This is a genomic window from Actinoplanes sp. URMC 104, from assembly GCF_051386375.1.
Lineage (GTDB): Bacteria > Actinomycetota > Actinomycetes > Mycobacteriales > Micromonosporaceae > Actinoplanes.
Genome location: NZ_JBPQTO010000004.1, coordinates 1,144,580 through 1,161,879 on the forward strand (window position 1 = coordinate 1,144,580; position 17,300 = coordinate 1,161,879).

The 17,300-nt window shown below is 71.9% G+C and carries 17 protein-coding genes; 7 read left to right on the forward strand and 10 right to left on the reverse strand.

The genetic code is table 11. From position 1 onward, the window contains the following. The first annotated feature begins 224 nt into the window (after nt 1–224). Nucleotides 225–1,940 (forward strand): VWA domain-containing protein, encoded by a 1,716-nt coding sequence (locus ACSNN8_RS19190; protein ID WP_436650575.1) that lies wholly within the window; start codon nt 225–227, stop codon nt 1,938–1,940. A gap of 29 nt (nt 1,941–1,969) precedes the next feature. Here the strand turns inward: ACSNN8_RS19190 and ACSNN8_RS19195 are convergent, their stop codons facing one another. Next, complete coding sequence (locus tag ACSNN8_RS19195) at nt 1,970–3,106, reverse strand: PP2C family protein-serine/threonine phosphatase (protein WP_436650576.1); 1,137 nt, start codon at nt 3,104–3,106, stop codon at nt 1,970–1,972. 50 nt (nt 3,107–3,156) lie between these two features. Between ACSNN8_RS19195 and ACSNN8_RS19200 the strand changes: the two genes are divergently transcribed. Continuing rightward, nucleotides 3,157–3,636 (forward strand): MarR family winged helix-turn-helix transcriptional regulator, encoded by a 480-nt coding sequence (locus ACSNN8_RS19200; RefSeq protein ID WP_436650577.1) that lies wholly within the window; start codon nt 3,157–3,159, stop codon nt 3,634–3,636. Here the strand turns inward: ACSNN8_RS19200 and ACSNN8_RS19205 are convergent. Then, complete coding sequence (locus ACSNN8_RS19205) at nt 3,624–4,754, reverse strand: ROK family transcriptional regulator (RefSeq protein ID WP_436650578.1); 1,131 nt, start codon at nt 4,752–4,754, stop codon at nt 3,624–3,626. The two genes, ACSNN8_RS19200 and ACSNN8_RS19205, sit on opposite strands and share 13 nt — an antisense overlap. Before the next feature lie 74 nt (nt 4,755–4,828). Here ACSNN8_RS19205 and xylA point away from each other — a divergent pair, with 74 nt between their 5' ends. Genes xylA through ACSNN8_RS19220 form a run of 3 tightly spaced genes read left to right on the forward strand, consistent with a single transcriptional unit; the run spans nt 4,829 to nt 8,894 of the window. Beyond that, a complete protein-coding gene (xylA, locus tag ACSNN8_RS19210) occupies nt 4,829–6,016 on the forward strand; it encodes a xylose isomerase (RefSeq protein ID WP_436650579.1) in 1,188 nt (395 codons plus the stop codon). 1 nt (nt 6,017) lies between these two features. Next, on the forward strand, nt 6,018–7,418 hold the full coding sequence (xylB, locus tag ACSNN8_RS19215) for a xylulokinase (RefSeq protein WP_436650580.1): 1,401 nt from the start codon (nt 6,018–6,020) through the stop codon (nt 7,416–7,418). Nucleotides 7,419–7,427: 9 nt separating this feature from the next. Further along, nucleotides 7,428–8,894: an MFS transporter gene (locus tag ACSNN8_RS19220; protein WP_436650581.1), complete on the forward strand. Its 1,467-nt coding sequence runs from the start codon at nt 7,428–7,430 to the stop codon at nt 8,892–8,894. On the opposite strand, the gene ACSNN8_RS19225 is transcribed toward ACSNN8_RS19220, so the two are convergent. The 7 genes from ACSNN8_RS19225 to ACSNN8_RS19255 all read right to left on the reverse strand — a co-directional run bounded on the left by ACSNN8_RS19225 (nt 8,802) and on the right by ACSNN8_RS19255 (nt 13,974). Further along, nucleotides 8,802–10,397 carry a glycoside hydrolase family 13 protein gene (locus ACSNN8_RS19225; RefSeq protein ID WP_436650582.1) on the reverse strand — a complete coding sequence of 532 codons (1,596 nt, stop codon included), beginning with the start codon at nt 10,395–10,397 and terminating at the stop codon, nt 8,802–8,804. The two genes, ACSNN8_RS19220 and ACSNN8_RS19225, sit on opposite strands and share 93 nt — an antisense overlap. Nucleotides 10,398–10,407: 10 nt before the next feature. Beyond that, nucleotides 10,408–11,124: an HD domain-containing protein gene (locus tag ACSNN8_RS19230; RefSeq protein ID WP_436650583.1), complete on the reverse strand. Its 717-nt coding sequence runs from the start codon at nt 11,122–11,124 to the stop codon at nt 10,408–10,410. 20 nt (nt 11,125–11,144) lie between these two features. Continuing rightward, nucleotides 11,145–12,023 (reverse strand): MHYT domain-containing protein, encoded by an 879-nt coding sequence (locus ACSNN8_RS19235; RefSeq protein ID WP_436650584.1) that lies wholly within the window; start codon nt 12,021–12,023, stop codon nt 11,145–11,147. 174 nt (nt 12,024–12,197) lie between these two features. Then, a complete protein-coding gene (locus ACSNN8_RS19240) occupies nt 12,198–12,341 on the reverse strand; it encodes a GPGG-motif small membrane protein (RefSeq protein ID WP_436650585.1) in 144 nt (47 codons plus the stop codon). A gap of 39 nt (nt 12,342–12,380) precedes the next feature. Further along, on the reverse strand, nt 12,381–13,127 hold the full coding sequence (locus ACSNN8_RS19245; protein WP_436650586.1) for a metallophosphoesterase family protein: 747 nt from the start codon (nt 13,125–13,127) through the stop codon (nt 12,381–12,383). Further along, a complete protein-coding gene (locus tag ACSNN8_RS19250; RefSeq protein ID WP_436650587.1) occupies nt 13,124–13,372 on the reverse strand; it encodes a BON domain-containing protein in 249 nt (82 codons plus the stop codon). The genes ACSNN8_RS19245 and ACSNN8_RS19250 overlap by 4 nt, the downstream gene beginning before the upstream one ends. 17 nt (nt 13,373–13,389) lie before the next feature. Continuing rightward, entirely contained in the window at nt 13,390–13,974 is a 585-nt protein-coding gene (locus ACSNN8_RS19255) for a nucleotidyltransferase (protein WP_436650588.1), read from the reverse strand. A 212-nt stretch (nt 13,975–14,186) separates the two neighbouring features. Here ACSNN8_RS19255 and ACSNN8_RS19260 point away from each other — a divergent pair, with 212 nt between their 5' ends. Continuing rightward, on the forward strand, nt 14,187–14,894 hold the full coding sequence (locus tag ACSNN8_RS19260; RefSeq protein ID WP_436650589.1) for a dTMP kinase: 708 nt from the start codon (nt 14,187–14,189) through the stop codon (nt 14,892–14,894). A 49-nt stretch (nt 14,895–14,943) separates the two neighbouring features. Here ACSNN8_RS19260 and ACSNN8_RS19265 read toward each other — a convergent pair whose 3' ends face one another. Then, the gene (locus ACSNN8_RS19265; protein ID WP_436650590.1) at nt 14,944–15,639 is read right to left on the reverse strand and encodes an SDR family NAD(P)-dependent oxidoreductase; all 696 of its coding nucleotides are present in this window, start codon (nt 15,637–15,639) and stop codon (nt 14,944–14,946) included. A gap of 569 nt (nt 15,640–16,208) precedes the next feature. Between ACSNN8_RS19265 and ACSNN8_RS19270 the strand changes: the two genes are divergently transcribed. After that, nucleotides 16,209–17,210: a sigma-70 family RNA polymerase sigma factor gene (locus ACSNN8_RS19270; RefSeq protein WP_436650592.1), complete on the forward strand. Its 1,002-nt coding sequence runs from the start codon at nt 16,209–16,211 to the stop codon at nt 17,208–17,210. Nucleotides 17,211–17,300: the final 90 nt, after the last annotated feature.

Here is a 17,300-nt window from a genome sequence, read left to right on the forward strand (position 1 = left end):
GATCGATGATCATGGCGGCAAGACGCGCAAATCCGGCGCAGGTCGCCACTGATCGAGACGGCCTCATCACCGCCTGTTAGGTATGGTGCCAAGAATTTCGATCTGAGTAACTTTCATCCGAACGTATATGGCATTCAGGTACGCACTTGCGCACTATGGAGCGCGTGTCTGGCCGCCATCGTAGAAATTTCAATCTCAGGGGAGCGGGCGTCGTCGGGGCCGCGATGGCGGTGGTCGTCGTACTGGCCGGGTCCTACGTCGGATATCAGCAGCTCAGCGACAAGGGCTGCACCGGCGCGATTCGCCTGACCGTCGCCGCGACCCCCGAGATCGCCCCCGCCGTCGATCAGGTCGCCCAGCGCTGGGTGAAGGACGGCGCGAACGTCAACGGAACGTGTGTCGGCGTCACCGTCGAGAGCGCCGCCGCCGCCGCGACCGCCGCCGCGGTCGCGGGCGAGCACAAGGTCGTCCTCGCCGGGGTGGGCACGGCGCCCAAGGCGGTCAAGCTGCCCGACGTGTGGCTGCCCGACTCCTCGACGTGGCTGCTGCGCCTGAAGTCCGAGGCGCCCGGCTTCGTGCCGCTCGACAGCAAGCCCGTCGCGCAGAGCCCGGTCGTGCTCGCCATGCCCGAGCCGGTCGCCAAGACCGTGGGCTGGCCCAAGCAGAAGCTCGGCTGGACGCAGCTGCTCCAGAAGATCCAGACCAGCACGAGCCTGAACACCGGCATCACCAACCCGACCCGCGACGCCGCCGGGCTGTCCGGCCTGCTCGCGCTCGCCCAGGCGGCCGGCGCGGGCGAACAGGGGCAGGAGAACCGGGTCAAGGCGATGCAGACGCTGGCGGAGCGCGCGTCCGCGCTGCGCGACGAGCTGATCGAGCAGTTCCCGCGCTCGCTCGACCCGACCGACCTCGGCGGCAGCCTGAGCGCGGCCCCGCTGTCCGAGGAGGACGTGGTCGCGTTCAACGCGGCGCGGCCGCCGGTACCGCTGGCCGCGCTCTACCTCAGTCCCAGCCCGATGCCGCTCGACTACCCGTACGCGGTGATGCCCGAGACCGACCTGCCCAAGCAGCAGGCGGCCGCCGGGCTGCGGGCCCAGTTCGACACCGCCACGTTCAAGAACGCGCTCGGCGCGGCCGGCCTGCGCGCGCCGGACGGCTCGTTCGGCGCCGGCTTCAGCCGTCCGCTGGGTGCGCCCGACGCCTCGCCGGCGGTCAGCAACACGGTCGGCACGAGCGGCGGCGGCAACGACGGCGGCACCGCCGCGGCCGGTCTGGACGCCAGCACGCTGAGCCAGGCGCTGGGCAGCTGGACTGCCATCACGCAGCCGGGCCGGGTGCTCGCGGTCTTCGACGTCTCCGGCTCGATGAAGGAGAAGGTGCCCACGGCGGGCAACCAGAGCCGCGCCGTCGTGACGCAGAAGGCGGCGGCCGCCGGTCTGTCGATGTTCAGCAACAAGTGGTCCGTCGGCGTGTGGCTGTTCTCCACCGAGATGAACGGCTCCAAGCCGTGGCGGCAGATCGAGCCGATCAGCCCGCTGGCCTCGGCCCGCACGGACCTGCAGGCGTCGATCAGCCAGATCGTGCCCAAGGACGGCGGCGACACCGGCCTCTACGACACCGTGCTCGACGCCTACAAGCAGGTGAAGAACACGTACGAGTCGGGCAAGGTCAACTCCGTCATCATCTTCACCGACGGCAACAACGACAACGACGCCGGCATCAAGCTGCCTTACCTGCTCGAGCAGCTCAAGAAGCTGCAGGACCCGACCAAGCCGGTCCGCCTGGTGATCATCGGCATCGGTGACGAGGTCGAGGAGGGCGAGCTGCAGACGATCGTGAAGGCGACCCCCGCGGGCGGCGTCTTCGTGGCCCGCGACCCGGCGAAGATGAGCCAGATCTTCGTCGAGGCCATCGGCCGCCGCACGGGGGCCAGCGGCTGACCGATCCCCCCGCGTACGCGATGGGGCCGTCACCTCGACCGGGGTGGCGGCCCCTTCCAGTCCAGGCACACGACCACCGCGTCGTCCTCGAGGTCCGCGTCCCCCACGTACGCCCGCAGGTCGCTGAGCAGCGACCGCACCGCCTGCAGCGGCGCCAGCGCCCCGGTGCGCCGCAGCGAGCGCAGCAGCGCCGCCTCCCCGTACCGGCCGCCCGGCCCGGTCGCGTCGCACACCCCGTCGCTGGCGAGCAGCAGGCGGTCGCCCGGCCGCAGCCCGAAACGCTGCACCCGGTAGTCCGTGTCCTCGAACATGCCGAGCGGGAACTGCTCGGTCAGCCCTGGGTCGTGGACCGCGCCGTCGCGCAGCCGCAGCAGCCGCGGCGAGCCGGCGTCGACCGCGAGCATCTCGCCGGTCGTCAGGTCGAGCTCGAGCAGCAGCGCCGACACGTGCGCGGCGCCCCGGTGCTCGGCGAACAGCGCCTGATCGGCGAGCGCCGCCTGGTCGGCCAGCGCGATGCCGGCCCGGCGGGCGTTGCGCAGGGCGCTGGTCGCGAGCGAGGTGAGCAGCGCCGCCGACACGCCGTCGCCCATGCCGTTCAGCACGCTCAGCGCGAGCCTGTCCTCCCGCTCGGCCCAGTCGAAGCTGTCGCCGCGCACCGCATAGGACGGCTCGAGCTGACCGGCCAGACCGAACGAGGATCGTGTCCGGCTGCGCGCGGGCAGCAGCTCCCACTGCATCTCGGCGGCCAGCGTGAGCCGCCGCGTGCGGGCCGCCGCCTGGTAGCGGTCGGTGCCGGCGCCCGCGGCCTGCACCTCGTGGGCCAGCGCGACGGCGATCTCGGCCAGCTCCCGCCGGGCCCCGGCGGGCGCGGGCGCGCAGCTGAGCACGCCGATCCGCTCGCCGCGCACCGAGACCGGCAGGAAGACGACACCGTCCTGCTCCACCGGGGACTGGTGGTCGAAGCAGCGCCAGGCGGGGTCGCCCGGGTGGGTGCGGGTGCCGCCGCCGAGCACGGGCAGCAGGGCGGCCAGCCGGTAATCGACCAGGTAGAGCGCGGTCTCGGTGACCCCGTACTCGGTGGCCAGCCCCTCGGCCAGGCGTTCCGGGACGACATCCGCCGCCGCGTCCGTCAGGATGCGGCGGACCGCCAGTAGCCTGCCGATCAATGACGACCTCCTCGAACAGACCCGGCCGTACGAGTAGTCTCTGCTGCACCATGGCTGTTCACCAGGGTCCGGACGTGCCGGACCCGACGCAGACCGCGGCGATCGACGACGCCGCGGAGGTCCTGCTGCTCGCGTGGGACGTGGCCCGTGAGCAGGTCACCCCGCGCATGTCGTCGGTGCAGCTCAACGCGCTGCTCGCCGTCGAGCGCGCCGAGGGCGTCAACCTCGGGGGCCTGGCGTCCGAGCTGGGCATGCTGCTCTCGTCGGCGAGCCGGCTCTGCGACCGGCTGGTGGCCTCGGGCATGGTCGAGCGGGTGCCCGGCCGGGCCGACCGGCGCGAGATCGCGCTTTATCTGACCTCGTCGTCGCGCGCGCTGCTGAGCGAGCTGCGCCGCGTCCGGCGCCGGGCGCTGACCGGCGTGCTCGAGCAGATGTCCGCCGCGGGCCGCGCCGCGCTGTTGCGCGGGCTGACCGAGTTCGCCGCCGTCGCGGGCGCGAGCAGCGAGGCCGCGCCGGCTCAGACGGCCTGAACCCGGGCGAGCCAGCCCGCCGGATCCTCGCGCACGCCCCGGATCACCACGTCGGCCGCGCCCCGCATGGCCGCGTCGGAGCCCAGCGTGGCCGCGCGCAGCGTGACCGGCGCAAGCCCGGCGGTGAGGACCCGGCGGCGCAGCTCGGCCTCGATGCCCTCGCGCAGCCGGTCGAACTCGGGCGCGTAGCCGCCGCCGAGCACGATCACGCCCAGGTCGAGCAGGTTGACCACGGCCGAGAGCGCGATGCCGAGCGAGCCCGCGGCCAGATCGGGGTCGGCGGCCACGGCCTCCTGACCCGCGTACTGCTCGAGGCAGCCGTTGGCGCCGCACCGGCAGGGCCGGCCGCCGGGGTGCACGGTGACGTGCCCGATCTCGCCGCTCCACCCGCGGCCCCCGCGGTAGAGCTCGCCGTCGAGCACGATGCCGGCGCCGATGCCGATCTCGCCGGACACGTAGAGGAAGCTCGGCTCGGCGCCGTCGGCCCGCAGCTCGCCCAGCGCGGCCAGGTTGGCCTCGTTGTCGACGGCGATCGGCAGGTCGGCGAGGCCGGGCAGCAGCGGCGGGACGTCCACGTCCTGCCAGCCCAGGTTGGGCGCGACCCGCACCAGCCCGCCGGGCGTCACCAGACCGGGCACGGCGAGCGCGGCCCCGGCGAGCACCAGCCCGTCGGCCTCCGCGGCGAAGCGGGCCCGGGCGGCCAGCGCGTCCAGCGCGGCCAGGGCCTCGGCGGGCGGCAGGACCCGCTGGTCGGTCCGCGTGACGAACCGGTGGCGCACCACGCCGGTCAGGTCGACCACGCAGGCGGCCAGGTAGTCGACGTTGATCTCGAGGCCGAGCCCGGCGGGTCCGTCGGGGGAGAGCCCGAGCCCGGCGGCGGGGCGGCCGGCCCCCGTCCGCGGCGCCGGCTCCGACTCGACGAGCAGGCCACCGGCGATGAGGTCGTCGACCAGCGCGGACACGGTGGCGCGGGTGAGCCCGGTGCGGGCCGCGATCGCCGCCCGGGATGGCCGGTCTGCGCTGTTTCCCACTGTCTGCAACACAAGCGCGAGATTGTGGGCACGCACGCTCGATTGCCGGACGGGAACCCGGGAAGCACTGATCAAGCGGCCGTTCACGGCCTTGACAATGCCACACGGCAGCCAAATAATTCAACCAATAAACAAATCATCGTTGTTACGTGGAGGTAACCGTGTCGGTCCAACCCACCCGTGAAGACAAGTTCTCCTTCGGCCTGTGGACCATCGGGTGGCAGGCCCAGGACGCGTTCGGCTCGGCGACCCGTGGCGCCCTCGACCCGGTCGAGGCGGTGCACAAGCTGGCCGAGCTCGGCGCGTACGGCATCACGTTCCACGACGACGACCTCGTGCCGTTCGGCTCGGACACCCAGACGCGCGACGGCATCCTCGCCGGCTTCAAGAAGGCGCTCGAGGAGACCGGCCTCGTGGTCCCGATGGTGACCACCAACACCTTCAGCCACCCGGTGTTCAAGGACGGCGCGTTCACCAGCAACGACCGCTCGGTCCGCCGCTACGCGCTGCGCAAGGTGCTGCGCCAGGTCGACCTCGCCGCCGAGCTGGGCGCCAAGACGTTCGTGCTGTGGGGCGGCCGCGAGGGCGCCGAGTACGACGTCGCCAAGGACATCAACGCCGCGCTCGACCGCTACCGCGAGGGCCTCAACCTGGTCGCGCAGTACAGCGAGGACAAGGGCTACGGCCTGCGCTTCGCCATCGAGCCCAAGCCGAACGAGCCCCGCGGCGACATCCTGCTCCCGACGCTCGGCCACGCCATCGCGTTCACCTACGAGCTCGAGCGTCCCGAGCTGTTCGGCATCAACCCCGAGGTCGGCCACGAGCAGATGTCGAACCTCAACTTCACCCAGGGCATCGCCCAGGCGCTGTGGCAGAAGAAGCTGTTCCACATCGACCTCAACGGCCAGCACAGCGTCAAGTTCGACCAGGACCTGGTCTTCGGCCACGGCGACCTGCTCAACGCGTTCTCCCTGGTCGACCTGCTGGAGAACGGCCCAATCGGCGGCGGCCCCAAGTACGACGGCCCGCGCCACTTCGACTACAAGCCCTCGCGCACCGAGGACTACGAGGGCGTGTGGGAGTCGGCCAAGGCCAACATGCGGATGTACCTGCTGCTCAAGGAGCGCGCGCAGGAGTTCCGCGCCGACCCGGCGGTGCAGGAGGCGCTGCGGGCCAGCAAGGTGCTCGACCTGGAGACCCCGACCCTCAACGCGGGCGAGACCTACCAGGACCTGCTCAACGACAAGAGCGCCTGGGAGGACTTCGACGTCGACGCGGCCGGCGCGCAGGGCTACGGCTTCGTGAAGCTGCACCAGCTCGCCATCGACCACCTGGTGCGGGCCAACTGACATGACGCTCGTAGCCGGGATCGACAGCTCCACCCAAAGCTGCAAGGTGGTCATCCGCGACGCGGAGACCGGCAGGCTCGTCCGCCAGGGCCGTGCCGCGCATCCCGAGGGCACCGAGGTGCACCCGGACGCGTGGTGGGCAGCGCTGCAGCAGGCGATCGAGGAGGCGGGCGGTCTGGACGACGTCGCCGCCGCCTCGGTCGCCGGGCAGCAGCACGGCATGGTGGTGCTGGACGAGAACGGCGAGGTGGTCCGTCCGGCGCTGCTGTGGAACGACACGCGCAGCGCCGGCGCGGCCGCCGACCTCATCGCCGAGCTGGGCGGCGGCGACAAGTGGGCCGACGCGGTGGGCATCGTGCCGGTCGCCAGCTTCACGCTCACCAAGCTGCGCTGGCTGGCCCGCCACGAGCCGCAGAACGCGGCCCGCGTCGCTGCGGTGTGCCTGCCGCACGACTGGCTGACCTGGAAGCTGTCCGGGTCGACCGACATCGGCACGCTCCGGACCGACCGCAGCGATGCCAGCGGCACGCTGTACTGGTCGGCCCGCACCAACGAGTACCGGCCCGACCTGCTCGAGCTGGGCTTCGGCCGGCTGATCGCCACGCCCGAGGTGCTCGGCCCGACCGGCGTCGCGGGGCACCTGCCCAACGGCGCCCCGCTCGGCCCAGGCGCGGGCGACAACGCGGCGGCCGCCCTCGGCGCGGGCGCCGGACCGGGCGACGTGGTCGTCTCGATCGGCACCTCCGGCACGGTGTTCGTCTCCTCCGACGTCTCGCCGAACGATCCGAGCGGCACGGTGGCCGGTTTCGCCGACACCACCGGCCGGTTCCTGCCGATCGTGGTGACGCTCAACGCCGCGCGGGTGCTCGACGCCGCGGGCAGGCTGCTCGGCGTCGACCACGCGGAGCTGTCCCGGCTCGCGCTGAGCGCGCCGGCCGGCGCCGACGGGCTCGTCCTCATCCCGTACCTCGAGGGCGAGCGCACGCCGAACAAGCCGGACGCCACCGGCGCCATCCACGGCCTCACGCTCAAGACCTCCGACCCGGCGCACCTGGCCCGGGCCGCGGTCGAGGGCATGCTGGGCGCGCTGGCCGACGGCCTCGACGCGCTGGTCGAGCACGGCGCCGACGCCAACCGGATCGTGCTGGTCGGCGGCGGCGCCCGCAGCGAGGCGGTCCGCCGCATCGCGCCCGAGCTGTTCGGGCTGCCGGTGCTGGTGCCGCCGCCGGGGGAGTACGTCGCGGACGGCGCCGCCCGTCAGGCCGCGTGGGTCGCGCTGGGCGGCGACGAGCCGCCGGCGTGGTCCGCCGAGCCGCCGGAGACGTACGAGGCCACGCCCGTTCCGCTGATCCGGGAGCAGTACAAGGCCGCACGCGAGGCGGTCGTCGACCGGCCCCGCTAACCTTTGCGGGTGACCAGGGGAGGGGCGGCCCACCGCGCGTACAGCGTCGTGGTGTTCGTGGTCCTCGCCTCGCTCGACAACGTTGCGATCGGTCTGGTGCCGCCGCTGTACGGCAGCATCGGCGACGCGTTCGGCGTGGGCGAGGGCCACATCGCGCTGGCGACCACGGTCATGTTCCTGATCAGCGCGGTGGCCGCGATCGGGTTCGCGTACGCCGGTGACCGCACCGACCGCAAGCCGGTGCTCGTCCTCGGCACGCTCATCTGGATCGGCGGCACCGTCTGGTCGGGCCTGTCCGGCAGCTACCCCAGCTTCCTCGCCAGCCAGGTGCTCGCCGCGTTCGGTCTGGGCGCCGTGGCGTCGGTCAGCTTCGCCGTGGTCAGCGACCTCATCTCGCCGCGGCGCCGCGGGCTCGTGATGAGCTTCTGGGGCCTCTCGCAGGGCCTCGGCACCCTCGGCGGCACCCTGGTCGGCGGTCTGCTGGGCCACGACGACTGGCGCCGGCCGTTCCTGGTGACCGCCGTCGCGGGCGCCGTCGCCACGGTGGCCTACCTGCTGACGTACAACGTGCCGCGCGGCGACAGCCAGCCCGAGCTCGCGGGCGTCGCCTACGACGAGCGCATCCACCACGATCACCTGCCCGTGATCCTGCGCCGGCGCACCAACATCTGGCTGATCCTGCAGGGGTGCACGGCCCAGATCGCCCTGGGCTCGCTGGTGTGGCTGCCGATGCTGTTCCGCGCCCGGGCCGAGGACCAGGGCTACTCCAGCGGCACGGCGATCGTGGTCGGCAGCGTGTTCGCCACGCTGTTCCAGCTCGGCGGCGCGCTGTCGATCCTGGGCGGCCTCGCCGGCGACCGGCTCCAGAGGCGTACGCCCCGGGGCCGCGCGCTCGTCGCCGCGGTCGGCATCCTGGCCGCCGTGCCGTTCTACATCGTGCTGTTCTTCGCGCCGATCACGATCGACGTGCCCGACGGGGCGGGCGCCGGCACGATCATCACGTCGGTGCTCACCGACGTCTTCACCGAGCCCACCGTCGGCATCTGCCTGGCCACCGCGGTGTTCGCGCTGATGCTGACGTCGGCCAACTCGCCCAACTGGTTCGCGCTGATCGCCGACGTGAACCCGCCCGAGCACCGCGGCACGGTCTACAGCCTCGGCAACCTGGTCAACGGCTTCGGCCGGGCCGGCGGCAACGTGCTGGTGGCCCTGGCCTTCCGGGGGCTGGCCGGCGCCTTCCCGCCCCCGCTCAACTACGCCGCCGGGCTCGCCGCCTTCCAGCTGCTCTGGGTGCCGACCGGCGTCATGTTCTGGCTGGCCAGCAGGACGGTCGCGCGCGACATGGCCGACACGCACGCCGCCCTGCTGGCACGCGCCGCCGGCCTAGAGGGCCGCCCAGACGGTGACGTCCGCGGGGACCCGCCCGTCGCCGTCGAGGGGCTCGCTGCTCAGCAGGACCCGGGCGCCGGGCGGTAGCTCGACCGGCTCCTCCTCGAAGTTGGTGAGCACCAGCAGGTCGCGGTTGCGGAAGGAGAACGGGCCGTCCTGCCAGGTGAGCGAGCCACCGCCGAGGCCGTGCTGCCGGCGCAGCTCGAGCGCGGACCGGTAGAGCTCCCACGTCGACCCGGGAATGCCCTGCTGGCGGTCCAGCGCGTACTCCGCCCAGGTCGCCGGCTGCGGCAGCCAGGACGCGTCGGCCGGCCCGAACCCGTACGACGGCGCGTCCGCCTCCCACGGCAGCGGCACCCGGCAGCCGTCCCGGCCGCGCTCCGCGTGCCCCGAACGCTCCCACGCCGGGTCCTCGCGGAACTCGTCCGGCATCGTGGTGTGCTCCGGCAGCCCCAGCTCCTCGCCCTGGTAGAGGTATACCGAGCCGGGCAGGGCGAGCATCAGCAGCGTCGCCGCGCGCGCCCGGCGCAGCCCCAGCGCCGTGTCGGGCTGCGGGTCCTCGGCGCCCACGCCGTGCATCCGCGGGGTGCCGACCGGATAGCCCAGCCGGGTGGCGTGCCGCACGACGTCGTGGTTGGACAGCACCCACGTGGTCGGCGCGCCCACCGTGCCGCTGGCCTCCAGCGATTCGTCGATCACCGCGCGCAGGTCCGCCGGGCGCCACTGCGCCTCGAGGTACGGGAAGTTGAACGCCTGGTGCATCTCGTCGGGGCGCACGTAGCGGGCCAGCCGGCTCGCCGGCGCCACCCATGCCTCGGCGACCAGGATCCGCCCGCCCTGATACTCGTCGAGCAGCGCGCGCCACGAGCGGTAGATCTCGTGCACGCCCTCCTGGTCCCACATCGGTGGCGGCGGGCCGGCCGGGTCGAGGCCGCCGAGGATCTGGCTGCTCTGCGTCCAGTCCGCGAGGTTGGACTCCTTGACCAGTCCGTGCGCGACGTCGACCCGGAAGCCGTCCACCCCGCGGTCGAGCCAGAACCGCAGGATGTCGAGGAACTCCGCTCGCACCTCGGGGTTGCCCCAGTTGAGGTCGGGCTGGCTGACGTCGAACAGGTGCAGGTACCACTGCCCGTCCGGCACCTGCTCCCAGGCGCTCCCGCCGAACACGCTCTGCCACGAGTTCGGCGGCTCGTCCCGGAAGATGTACCGCTCCCGTTCCGGGCTGCCCGGACCGGCCGCGAGCGCGGCGCGGAACCACTCGTGCTGGTCGGACGTGTGGTTCGGCACGAGGTCCACGATGATCTTCAGGTCGAGGTTGTGCGCCTCGGCGATCAGCTTGTCGGCGTCGCCCAGGTCGCCGAAGCGCCGGTCGACGCCGCGGTAGTCGGCCACGTCGTAGCCGGCGTCGTGCTGCGGCGAGGGATAGAACGGGGAGAGCCAGACGGCGTCAACGCCGAGCTCCTTGAGCTGCGGCAGGCGGCTGGTGATGCCGGGCAGGTCGCCCATCCCGTCGCCGTCGCTGTCGGCGAACGAGCGGGGATAGACCTGGTAGATGACGGCGTCGCGCCACCAATCGTCAGTGCGGAGCATGCTGAAGAGGCTAGCCATCCAGCAGAGCCGCAAACCTCTCCTCCGCCAGGTCGAGCTGATCGAGGATGTGGTCCTTGGCGGCGAGCGAGAGCGGCGTGTCCGGGCGTCCGACCAGCTCGCGCAGCTTGGGCACGAGCGGGCGGTACTTGGTCGCCGCGGACAGCGCCTTCTCCGGTGTGGTGTGCACCACGCCCACCCCGTTGTCGGTGAAGTCCGACACCTTGATGACGCGGGCCCACGGGTCCCGCTCGAGGCTGGCCGCCACGTGCGCGCGGTACTGCTCGTGGCGGTCGCGCTCGGGGTCGTACTCCGGGTTGGTGACCGAGCGGACCAGCTCGGCCACCCGCGACCCGAAGCGGGCCGCCAGCACCGCGATCGCCGCGTCGGTCAGCTCGGCGTGCGTGCCGCCGCCGAGCCCGGACAGCTCGGCCGGGTGGTCCTCGACGGCGTCGTGCAGCAGCGCGGCGGTGAGCACGTCGACGTCCCGTACGCCGTAGTACTTGATGATGCGGATGGCGACCCGCAGCAGGTGGTTCAGGTACGGCTCACGCACCCGCCGGTCGTGCGCGTGCAGCTCGGCGGCCAGGTCGAGCGCCTCGACCAGCTGCTCGCGGTCGGCCTCGGGGAACGACTCCAGCTCGAGCACGAACCGCTCGCGCAGGCCCGCCTCGCCGTACACCTCGGTGATCGCGTGCAACGGCATCGACAGCAACATCCGTGGCGCCATGCCGAGAACGTACCGGAGCGTCAGCCGTTGGTGGGCGTGCGCGCCGGAACCGGGGTGGGGGAGGGCCGCCGTACGGCCGTGGCGATCGTCGCCTGCTTGAGCGACCACGGGTTGCCGGCCGGCTCCGCGTGCACGCCCCGCTTCGGCGTGCCCACGCCGTCGGTGAACTCCTCCTCGGTCATCGCCTGCAGACCGCTGAGCGCCACGCCGACGATCGTGGCCGCGGTGATCAACGTGATCGGCACGATCATGGCCAGCGGCCGGAACCCGTTCGTCGCGGTGGACGCCGCGGGGTCGATGTGCACCGACAGGGCCGCCATCCCGGTGTAGTGCATGCCGTTCACGGCGATCGCCATGATGACCGCCGCGCCGCCGATGGGCACGTAGCCGCGCACCGAGACGGTGAACCAGAGCGCCACCGTCGCAGCCACCACCGCGATGACCGCCGACGCGGCCACCAGCGCGAGGTTGTAGCGGATCTCGCCGCCGACGTGCATGGCGAGCATGCCCGTGTAGTGCATGGCGAGCACGCCGCCGCCGGTGAGCACGCCGGCCATCAGCACCTTGGGCAGGCTGCGCCGGCCGTGCCCGACCATGAGCAGCCCGGTACCCACCGCGACGACCGAGCAGCCGAGGCTCAGGACGGTCCGCGGGATGTCGAAGCGCACCGGGCTGGTCGGCACCTCGAAGCCGAGCATCGCGGTGAAATGCATGAGCCAGATGGCGCCGCCGCCGATCGCGAACGCGGCGATCAGCAGCCAGCGGTTGCGCCGGCTGCGGGTCCTGGCGTCCCGGGCGCGCGACGTGCTGAGCAGCCCGAAGAACGAGCCCAGGAACGCCAGAAGAAAGGCGGCGACCGGATTGAACGCGCCGTATGTGAAGTGATGGACCTCGGCCACCTGCACCCCTCGCGGAGGAAGATCGAAGACTTTCCGCGAGTGATTCACGCAGGATTTCCCAACCGGGCATCGCACCGCGAGTGCGGCAAGCCGGACACAGCGAAGCCGGGCCACCCGTCAGAGTGGCCCGGCTTCAGGTCGTGGGGGGAAGTGGACGGAAGTGCGGGGAGCCAACTAGGAGAAGATGCTGACGCCGCCGGGGCCGACGAGGAGGCCGACGATGATCAGCACGATGCCCCAGAGGAGCTGCCGCCGGAAGAGCGCGAGGATACCGGCGACCACCAGGATGACTGCGAGAATCCAAAGGATTAGGTCCATGCGCATCGGGTACCCGGGGCGCCAAAATCGGAAACCTGATCAGTTGGCGCCCACAAGTGTGGCGTCCACCTCATCCGACAGCAGCTGGTACACGTTGTACGCCTGCTTGATGACCGGGTGTGCCACGTTGCGCACGGGCACCCCGCCGGGCGTGCGTCCCCGCTCCGAGCCGTGGTGCGCGTGCCCGTGCAGGGCCAGCGCGGTCGGCGCCGCGTCGATCGCCCGGCCGAGCTGGTAACAGCCCAGGAACGCGAAGATCTCCAGCGGTTCCCCGACCAGCGTCTCGGGCACGGGGGCGTAGTGGGTGAGCGCCACCAGGGCGTCGCACTCCACCGACTTGAGCGCGCTCTCGAGGGCCTGCGCGTACCGCTCGGTGGTGCCGACGAAGTCCTTCATCTCACGCTCGCCGAAGTTGCTGGCGCACGCCCCGGCGAACCCGCCGCCGAAGCCCTTGGTGCCGGCCACGCCGAGCCGGTGCCCGCGGATCTCCAGCACGGTCGCGTCGCCCTCCAGCACGGTGATCCCCGAATCGGTGAGCACCTGCGTGACCTGGTCCTGCTGGTCGCTCTGATGATCGTGGTTGCCCAGCACCACCACGACCGGCACCCGCAGCCCGCCGAACTCCTTGGCGAAGCACTTGGCCTCGTCGACGGTGCCGTGCCGGGTGAGGTCGCCGGCGATCAGCAACGCGTCGGCCCGGTCGGGCAGTTCCTCGAGGGCGGGCCGGTAACGGCCCACCACGTCCTTGTCCACGTGGACGTCGCCCACGGCGGCGATCCGGATCATGAAATCTCCTCCACCTCGCTGGGCGCCTGCGCGCGCGTGATCCCGATGTCGCACGTGATCTGCACGTCCGGGAAGTGCGCGTGGATCTGCTTGCAGATCTCGTCGCGGCGCTGAGCGCTCTCCACCTCGCCGCCCAGCACCACGGCCTGGTCGCGGCGCTGCACGGTGATGCCCTGCTCGGCGATCCGGTCGTGCTCGGCGAGCAGGCGCTGGATCTCGGCCTCGAGATCGGTGTCGCTGGTCATCCCGACTCCCTCGTTCCTCACTTGTTGGCCAGCGCTTCCTCACCGTCCGGGTGAGGCACGACGTCCAGCCGGTCCAGCAGCACGAGGAAGGCCTCGGCGTACGGGGACTTGGCCGTCTCGCGGCGGACGCGCGGCCAGTCGATCTGCTCGCGCAGCGAACGGGCCACCGGCAGTCCGGTCGCGAAGTCGCAGTAGTGCTGGCTGTAGCTGAGCAGCTTGTGGATCATCAGCTGGGTGGCCGAGAGCACCGGCATGAAGATCGCCTCGACCGAGATCTGCTCGGTGTCGTGCAGCGTCTCGTCGGTCACCGGCGTCTCCACCGGGCGGTAGATCAGGTCCACCATCCGGTCCTCGTCGTAGACCTTGACCAGCCAGTCCTCCGGCGGCTGCTCGGTGCGGAAGCCGACCTTGGCCAGCTCGGCCAGCGCCTGCTCCTTGTCCTGCTCGCGCAGGAGGAAGTCGACGTCGTGGTCGCTGGAGTGCCCGCCGTGCGCGTACACCGCGAAGCTGCCGCCCAGCGCGAACGGTATGCCGGCGCCCTTGAGGGTCGAAGCGACCTTCTTGAGTGTGCCGGCCAGACCCTCGTCCACCCGGTGCGGCATGGTGATCCCCCTGTCGACTTGTGCGGTTCGGTGTCCGTTACGACTACCCGGGCCGCCTCCGCTTGAATCGCCACGCGCGCGAGTCACCGGGCAAAACCCCCTGCAAACCCATTTTCGTACGCCGGAAGTTCCGTCGCCGGAAAACGCGGTGTCGCGCCTCGGCGACGTGCGGGAGAAACCCGGCGTGCATTCCGCGGTTACCGTTGGGAGGCATGACCCCTCGCACGATCGCGCTGGTCGGGATCGACGGTTCCGGCAAGACCACGCAGGCGCACCGGCTGGCCGACGAGCTCAGCGCGTCGGGCTTGCGTGCCGTCTACCGGCGTAACGCGGGTGGCCGCCACTGGTTCGGCCGGCTCGCCGCCCGGCTGGGCCGGCGCGACGCGGAGGACCTGCTCGGCCGGCGCGGCATGCTGTTCGCCGAGTCGGTGCTGCGCTGGCTCGCGATCCTGCGCACCCTGCTGCGGCGAGCCCTGACCGGCGGCACCGTGGTGATGGACCGGTACGCCTTCTGCCAGTACGCCAGCCTGCGGGCCCGCGGCGCGAAGCCGGCCGCCGAGCGCCGCGCCCGCCTGGCGTACCGGCTCTTCCCCCGCCCCGAGGTGACGTTCCTGCTCGACGTCACGCCCGGGGTGGCCCAGAGGCGCATCGACGCCCGCGGCTACGACAGCGAGACGCTCGCCTACCTCACGGCCGCCCGCGCCGCCTACTACTCCCTGCCCGAGTCGGCCGGCTTCGTGGTGATCGACGCCGACGGCACCCCCGACGAGGTCTCCGCCGCCATCCACGCCGAGCTGCGCCGCCGTGCCGAGCTCCCGGCCCGGGGCCGCCACCCCGGCGTCCGCGGCATGATCCTCGCCGGCGGCCCCTTGCTGGCCGCCCTGGCCGCCGTCAGCTACCAGCTGGTCGAGGCCCTCTGACCCCCGCGGCCCCGGCTCCCGACCCCGTGCAGCCCCGGCTCCCCGCCCCTCAGGCGCGGCCGTAGACCGGGATCTGGGCGCCGCTGGTCGGCGCGGAGGCGTCCGACGCCAGGAAGAGGATCGTGGGCGCGATCTCCTCGGGCCGCACCCACTTCGACGGGTCGGCTCCGGGCATGGCGGCCCGGTTGGCGGGCGTGTCGATGACGCTGGGGATCACCGTGTTGGAGCGCACGTTGTGCTTGCGGTACTCGACGGCGACCGCCTGCGAGAACGCCAGCACGGCCGCCTTGGCGACGGAGTACGCCGCCCCGCCCGGGAACGGCGCCAGCGCCGCCCGCGACGACACGCACACGACGCTGCCCCCGCCGGCCTCGACGAGATGCGGGAGCGCCGCCCGGGTGACCAGGTAGGTGGGACGCAGGTTGACCGCCAGCTGCGCCTCGAGCTCCGCGTACGGCGTGTCGGCGATCAGCGGCCCGCTGGCGAACCCGCCCACCAGGTTGACCACCGCACGCAGCGGCGTGCCCGGCCCGCCCGACGCGACGGCCTCCTGCACCATCCGCGTGACCTCTGTCTCGTCCGTCAGGTCGGCGACCAGCGGCACCGCGCCCTTGGGCAGCCGGTCGGCCGAGCCGGCGCGCACCGGGGTCACGACCCGCCACCCGTCCGCCACGAACGCTGCCACCGTGGCCGTCCCGAGCCCACCCGTGCCGCCCGTGACCAGAACCGTCCGCCCGTTTTTCATCCGCTCATCCTGCCCCCGCCCGCGGCCGCGACAGTGTGGCATTCGTCACCTCGCCAAGCGGATGGCGCCTCGGCTCCGAACCGTTGTCAAAGGGGTGGTCACCGACCCGGGTGTCACCCGGCCGAGCTAGTGAACTGCGGCCACGTGTGCCGCATTGTGGCAGGTGATCCCGATCGGCGAAGCGTCCGGATCTTATTTGATGATGCTTTTGTTTCAAGCTCGTCCCGAAGCCGTCGATGCAGCATGTGAACCCGGCGCACCCGAGCACCGTACTGGGTGGTGACGAACGTCCCAACGTGGTTGGTGATGGCCGTCGCTGTGAGGGACGAGGGGCCGGTGGTGTCATTGAGCGAGCGACGGGTATGCCTCTGTCTGGGCGACCGGCGGTCGCACAACCGAATGCCGGAGCGCGGGAGCGCTGCTCAGGAACTACGCATGCGGCTCTCAGCTGTCACCCAGGCATTCGTGACACTTTCGACCCACCAGCCGGAATCAGTACAGGCAGCCATTTGTTGTGTAGATGCCAGTAACCGCAATGTGCGAACTGCGGACGTTACGGGAGGGCACTGATGGATACAGGTTTCACCCGTAACGGGGTTAGTGAAGGCAATGAGGGGACCGTGGGCAACGTGGAGAAGAACACCGTGATGCGTACCGACCAGGTTGCCGAGGAGCGCGACCTCGTCGGCGTTTACCTGCACGAGATCTCCCGGACGCCGCTGCTGGACGCCGCACGCGAGGTGGAGCTCTCCAAGGCGATCGAGGCCGGCCTCTACGCCGAGTTCCTGCTCGACAGCGGCGAGGTCCGGCGCGGCGTGAGCCGTGAGGAGCTCGAGCGGCTCGTCACCGAGGGCCAGAAGGCCAAGGACCTGTTCATCCGGGCAAACCTGCGGCTGGTCGTGTCGATCGCCCGGCGCTACGTGCGCTCCGGCATGCCGATGCTCGACCTCATCCAGGAGGGCAACACCGGCCTCGTCCGCGCGGTCGAGAAGTTCGACTACGAGCGCGGCTACAAGTTCTCGACGTACGCGACGTGGTGGGTCCGCCAGGCGATCAGCCGGGCCATCGCCCAGCAGGAGCGCACCGTGCGCCTGCCGGTGCACCTGGTCGAGGACGTCAACCGCATGCGCAACGTCACCCGTCAGCTCGTCCGCGAGCTGGGCGGCGACCCCGAGCCCGAGCAGATCGCGGCCGCCCTCGGCGTGACCGTCGAGCGCGTCAACGAGCTCACCCGCTGGGCCCAGGACACGGTCTCGCTCGACACCCCGGTCGGCGACGACGGCGACACCAACCTCGGCGACCTGGTGGCCGACAGCGACGCCCCCTCGCCCGAGGAGATCGTGCTCACCGCACTGGAGCGGCAGCGCATCGAGGGCCTGCTCAACCACCTCGACGACCGGTCGGCCGGCATCATGCGGGCCCGCTACGGCCTCGAGGACGGCCGCGAGCACTCGCTCACCGAGGTGGCCTCGCGCTTCTCGCTGAGCCGCGAGCGGATCCGTCAGCTCGAGATCCAGGCGCTCGGCCGGCTGCGTGAGCTGGCCCGCGCCGAGGGCCTGCAGGCCGCCTGACGGCCCGCTCGTCCTGCTTCTCCACCACCCCCCCGTCACTCACAGACGCGAAAGGCCGGTACCCGCGAGGGGTACCGGCCTTCTTCGTGT

What these genes read in the sequence shown, in the direction of transcription:
- ACSNN8_RS19190 (WP_436650575.1), top strand. Translation starts at nt 225, where the DNA reads ATGGCGGTGGTCGTCGTACTGGCCGGGTCCTACGTCGGATATCAGCAG.
- ACSNN8_RS19200 (WP_436650577.1), top strand. Translation starts at nt 3,157, where the DNA reads ATGGCTGTTCACCAGGGTCCGGACGTGCCGGACCCGACGCAGACCGCG.
- xylB (WP_436650580.1), top strand. Translation starts at nt 6,018, where the DNA reads ATGACGCTCGTAGCCGGGATCGACAGCTCCACCCAAAGCTGCAAGGTG.
- ACSNN8_RS19225 (WP_436650582.1), bottom strand. Translation starts at nt 10,397, where the DNA reads ATGCTCCGCACTGACGATTGGTGGCGCGACGCCGTCATCTACCAGGTC.
- ACSNN8_RS19230 (WP_436650583.1), bottom strand. Translation starts at nt 11,124, where the DNA reads ATGGCGCCACGGATGTTGCTGTCGATGCCGTTGCACGCGATCACCGAG.
- ACSNN8_RS19240 (WP_436650585.1), bottom strand. Translation starts at nt 12,341, where the DNA reads ATGGACCTAATCCTTTGGATTCTCGCAGTCATCCTGGTGGTCGCCGGT.
- ACSNN8_RS19245 (WP_436650586.1), bottom strand. Translation starts at nt 13,127, where the DNA reads ATGATCCGGATCGCCGCCGTGGGCGACGTCCACGTGGACAAGGACGTG.
- ACSNN8_RS19250 (WP_436650587.1), bottom strand. Translation starts at nt 13,372, where the DNA reads ATGACCAGCGACACCGATCTCGAGGCCGAGATCCAGCGCCTGCTCGCC.
- ACSNN8_RS19255 (WP_436650588.1), bottom strand. Translation starts at nt 13,974, where the DNA reads ATGCCGCACCGGGTGGACGAGGGTCTGGCCGGCACACTCAAGAAGGTC.
- ACSNN8_RS19260 (WP_436650589.1), top strand. Translation starts at nt 14,187, where the DNA reads ATGACCCCTCGCACGATCGCGCTGGTCGGGATCGACGGTTCCGGCAAG.
- ACSNN8_RS19265 (WP_436650590.1), bottom strand. Translation starts at nt 15,639, where the DNA reads ATGAAAAACGGGCGGACGGTTCTGGTCACGGGCGGCACGGGTGGGCTC.
- ACSNN8_RS19270 (WP_436650592.1), top strand. Translation starts at nt 16,209, where the DNA reads ATGGATACAGGTTTCACCCGTAACGGGGTTAGTGAAGGCAATGAGGGG.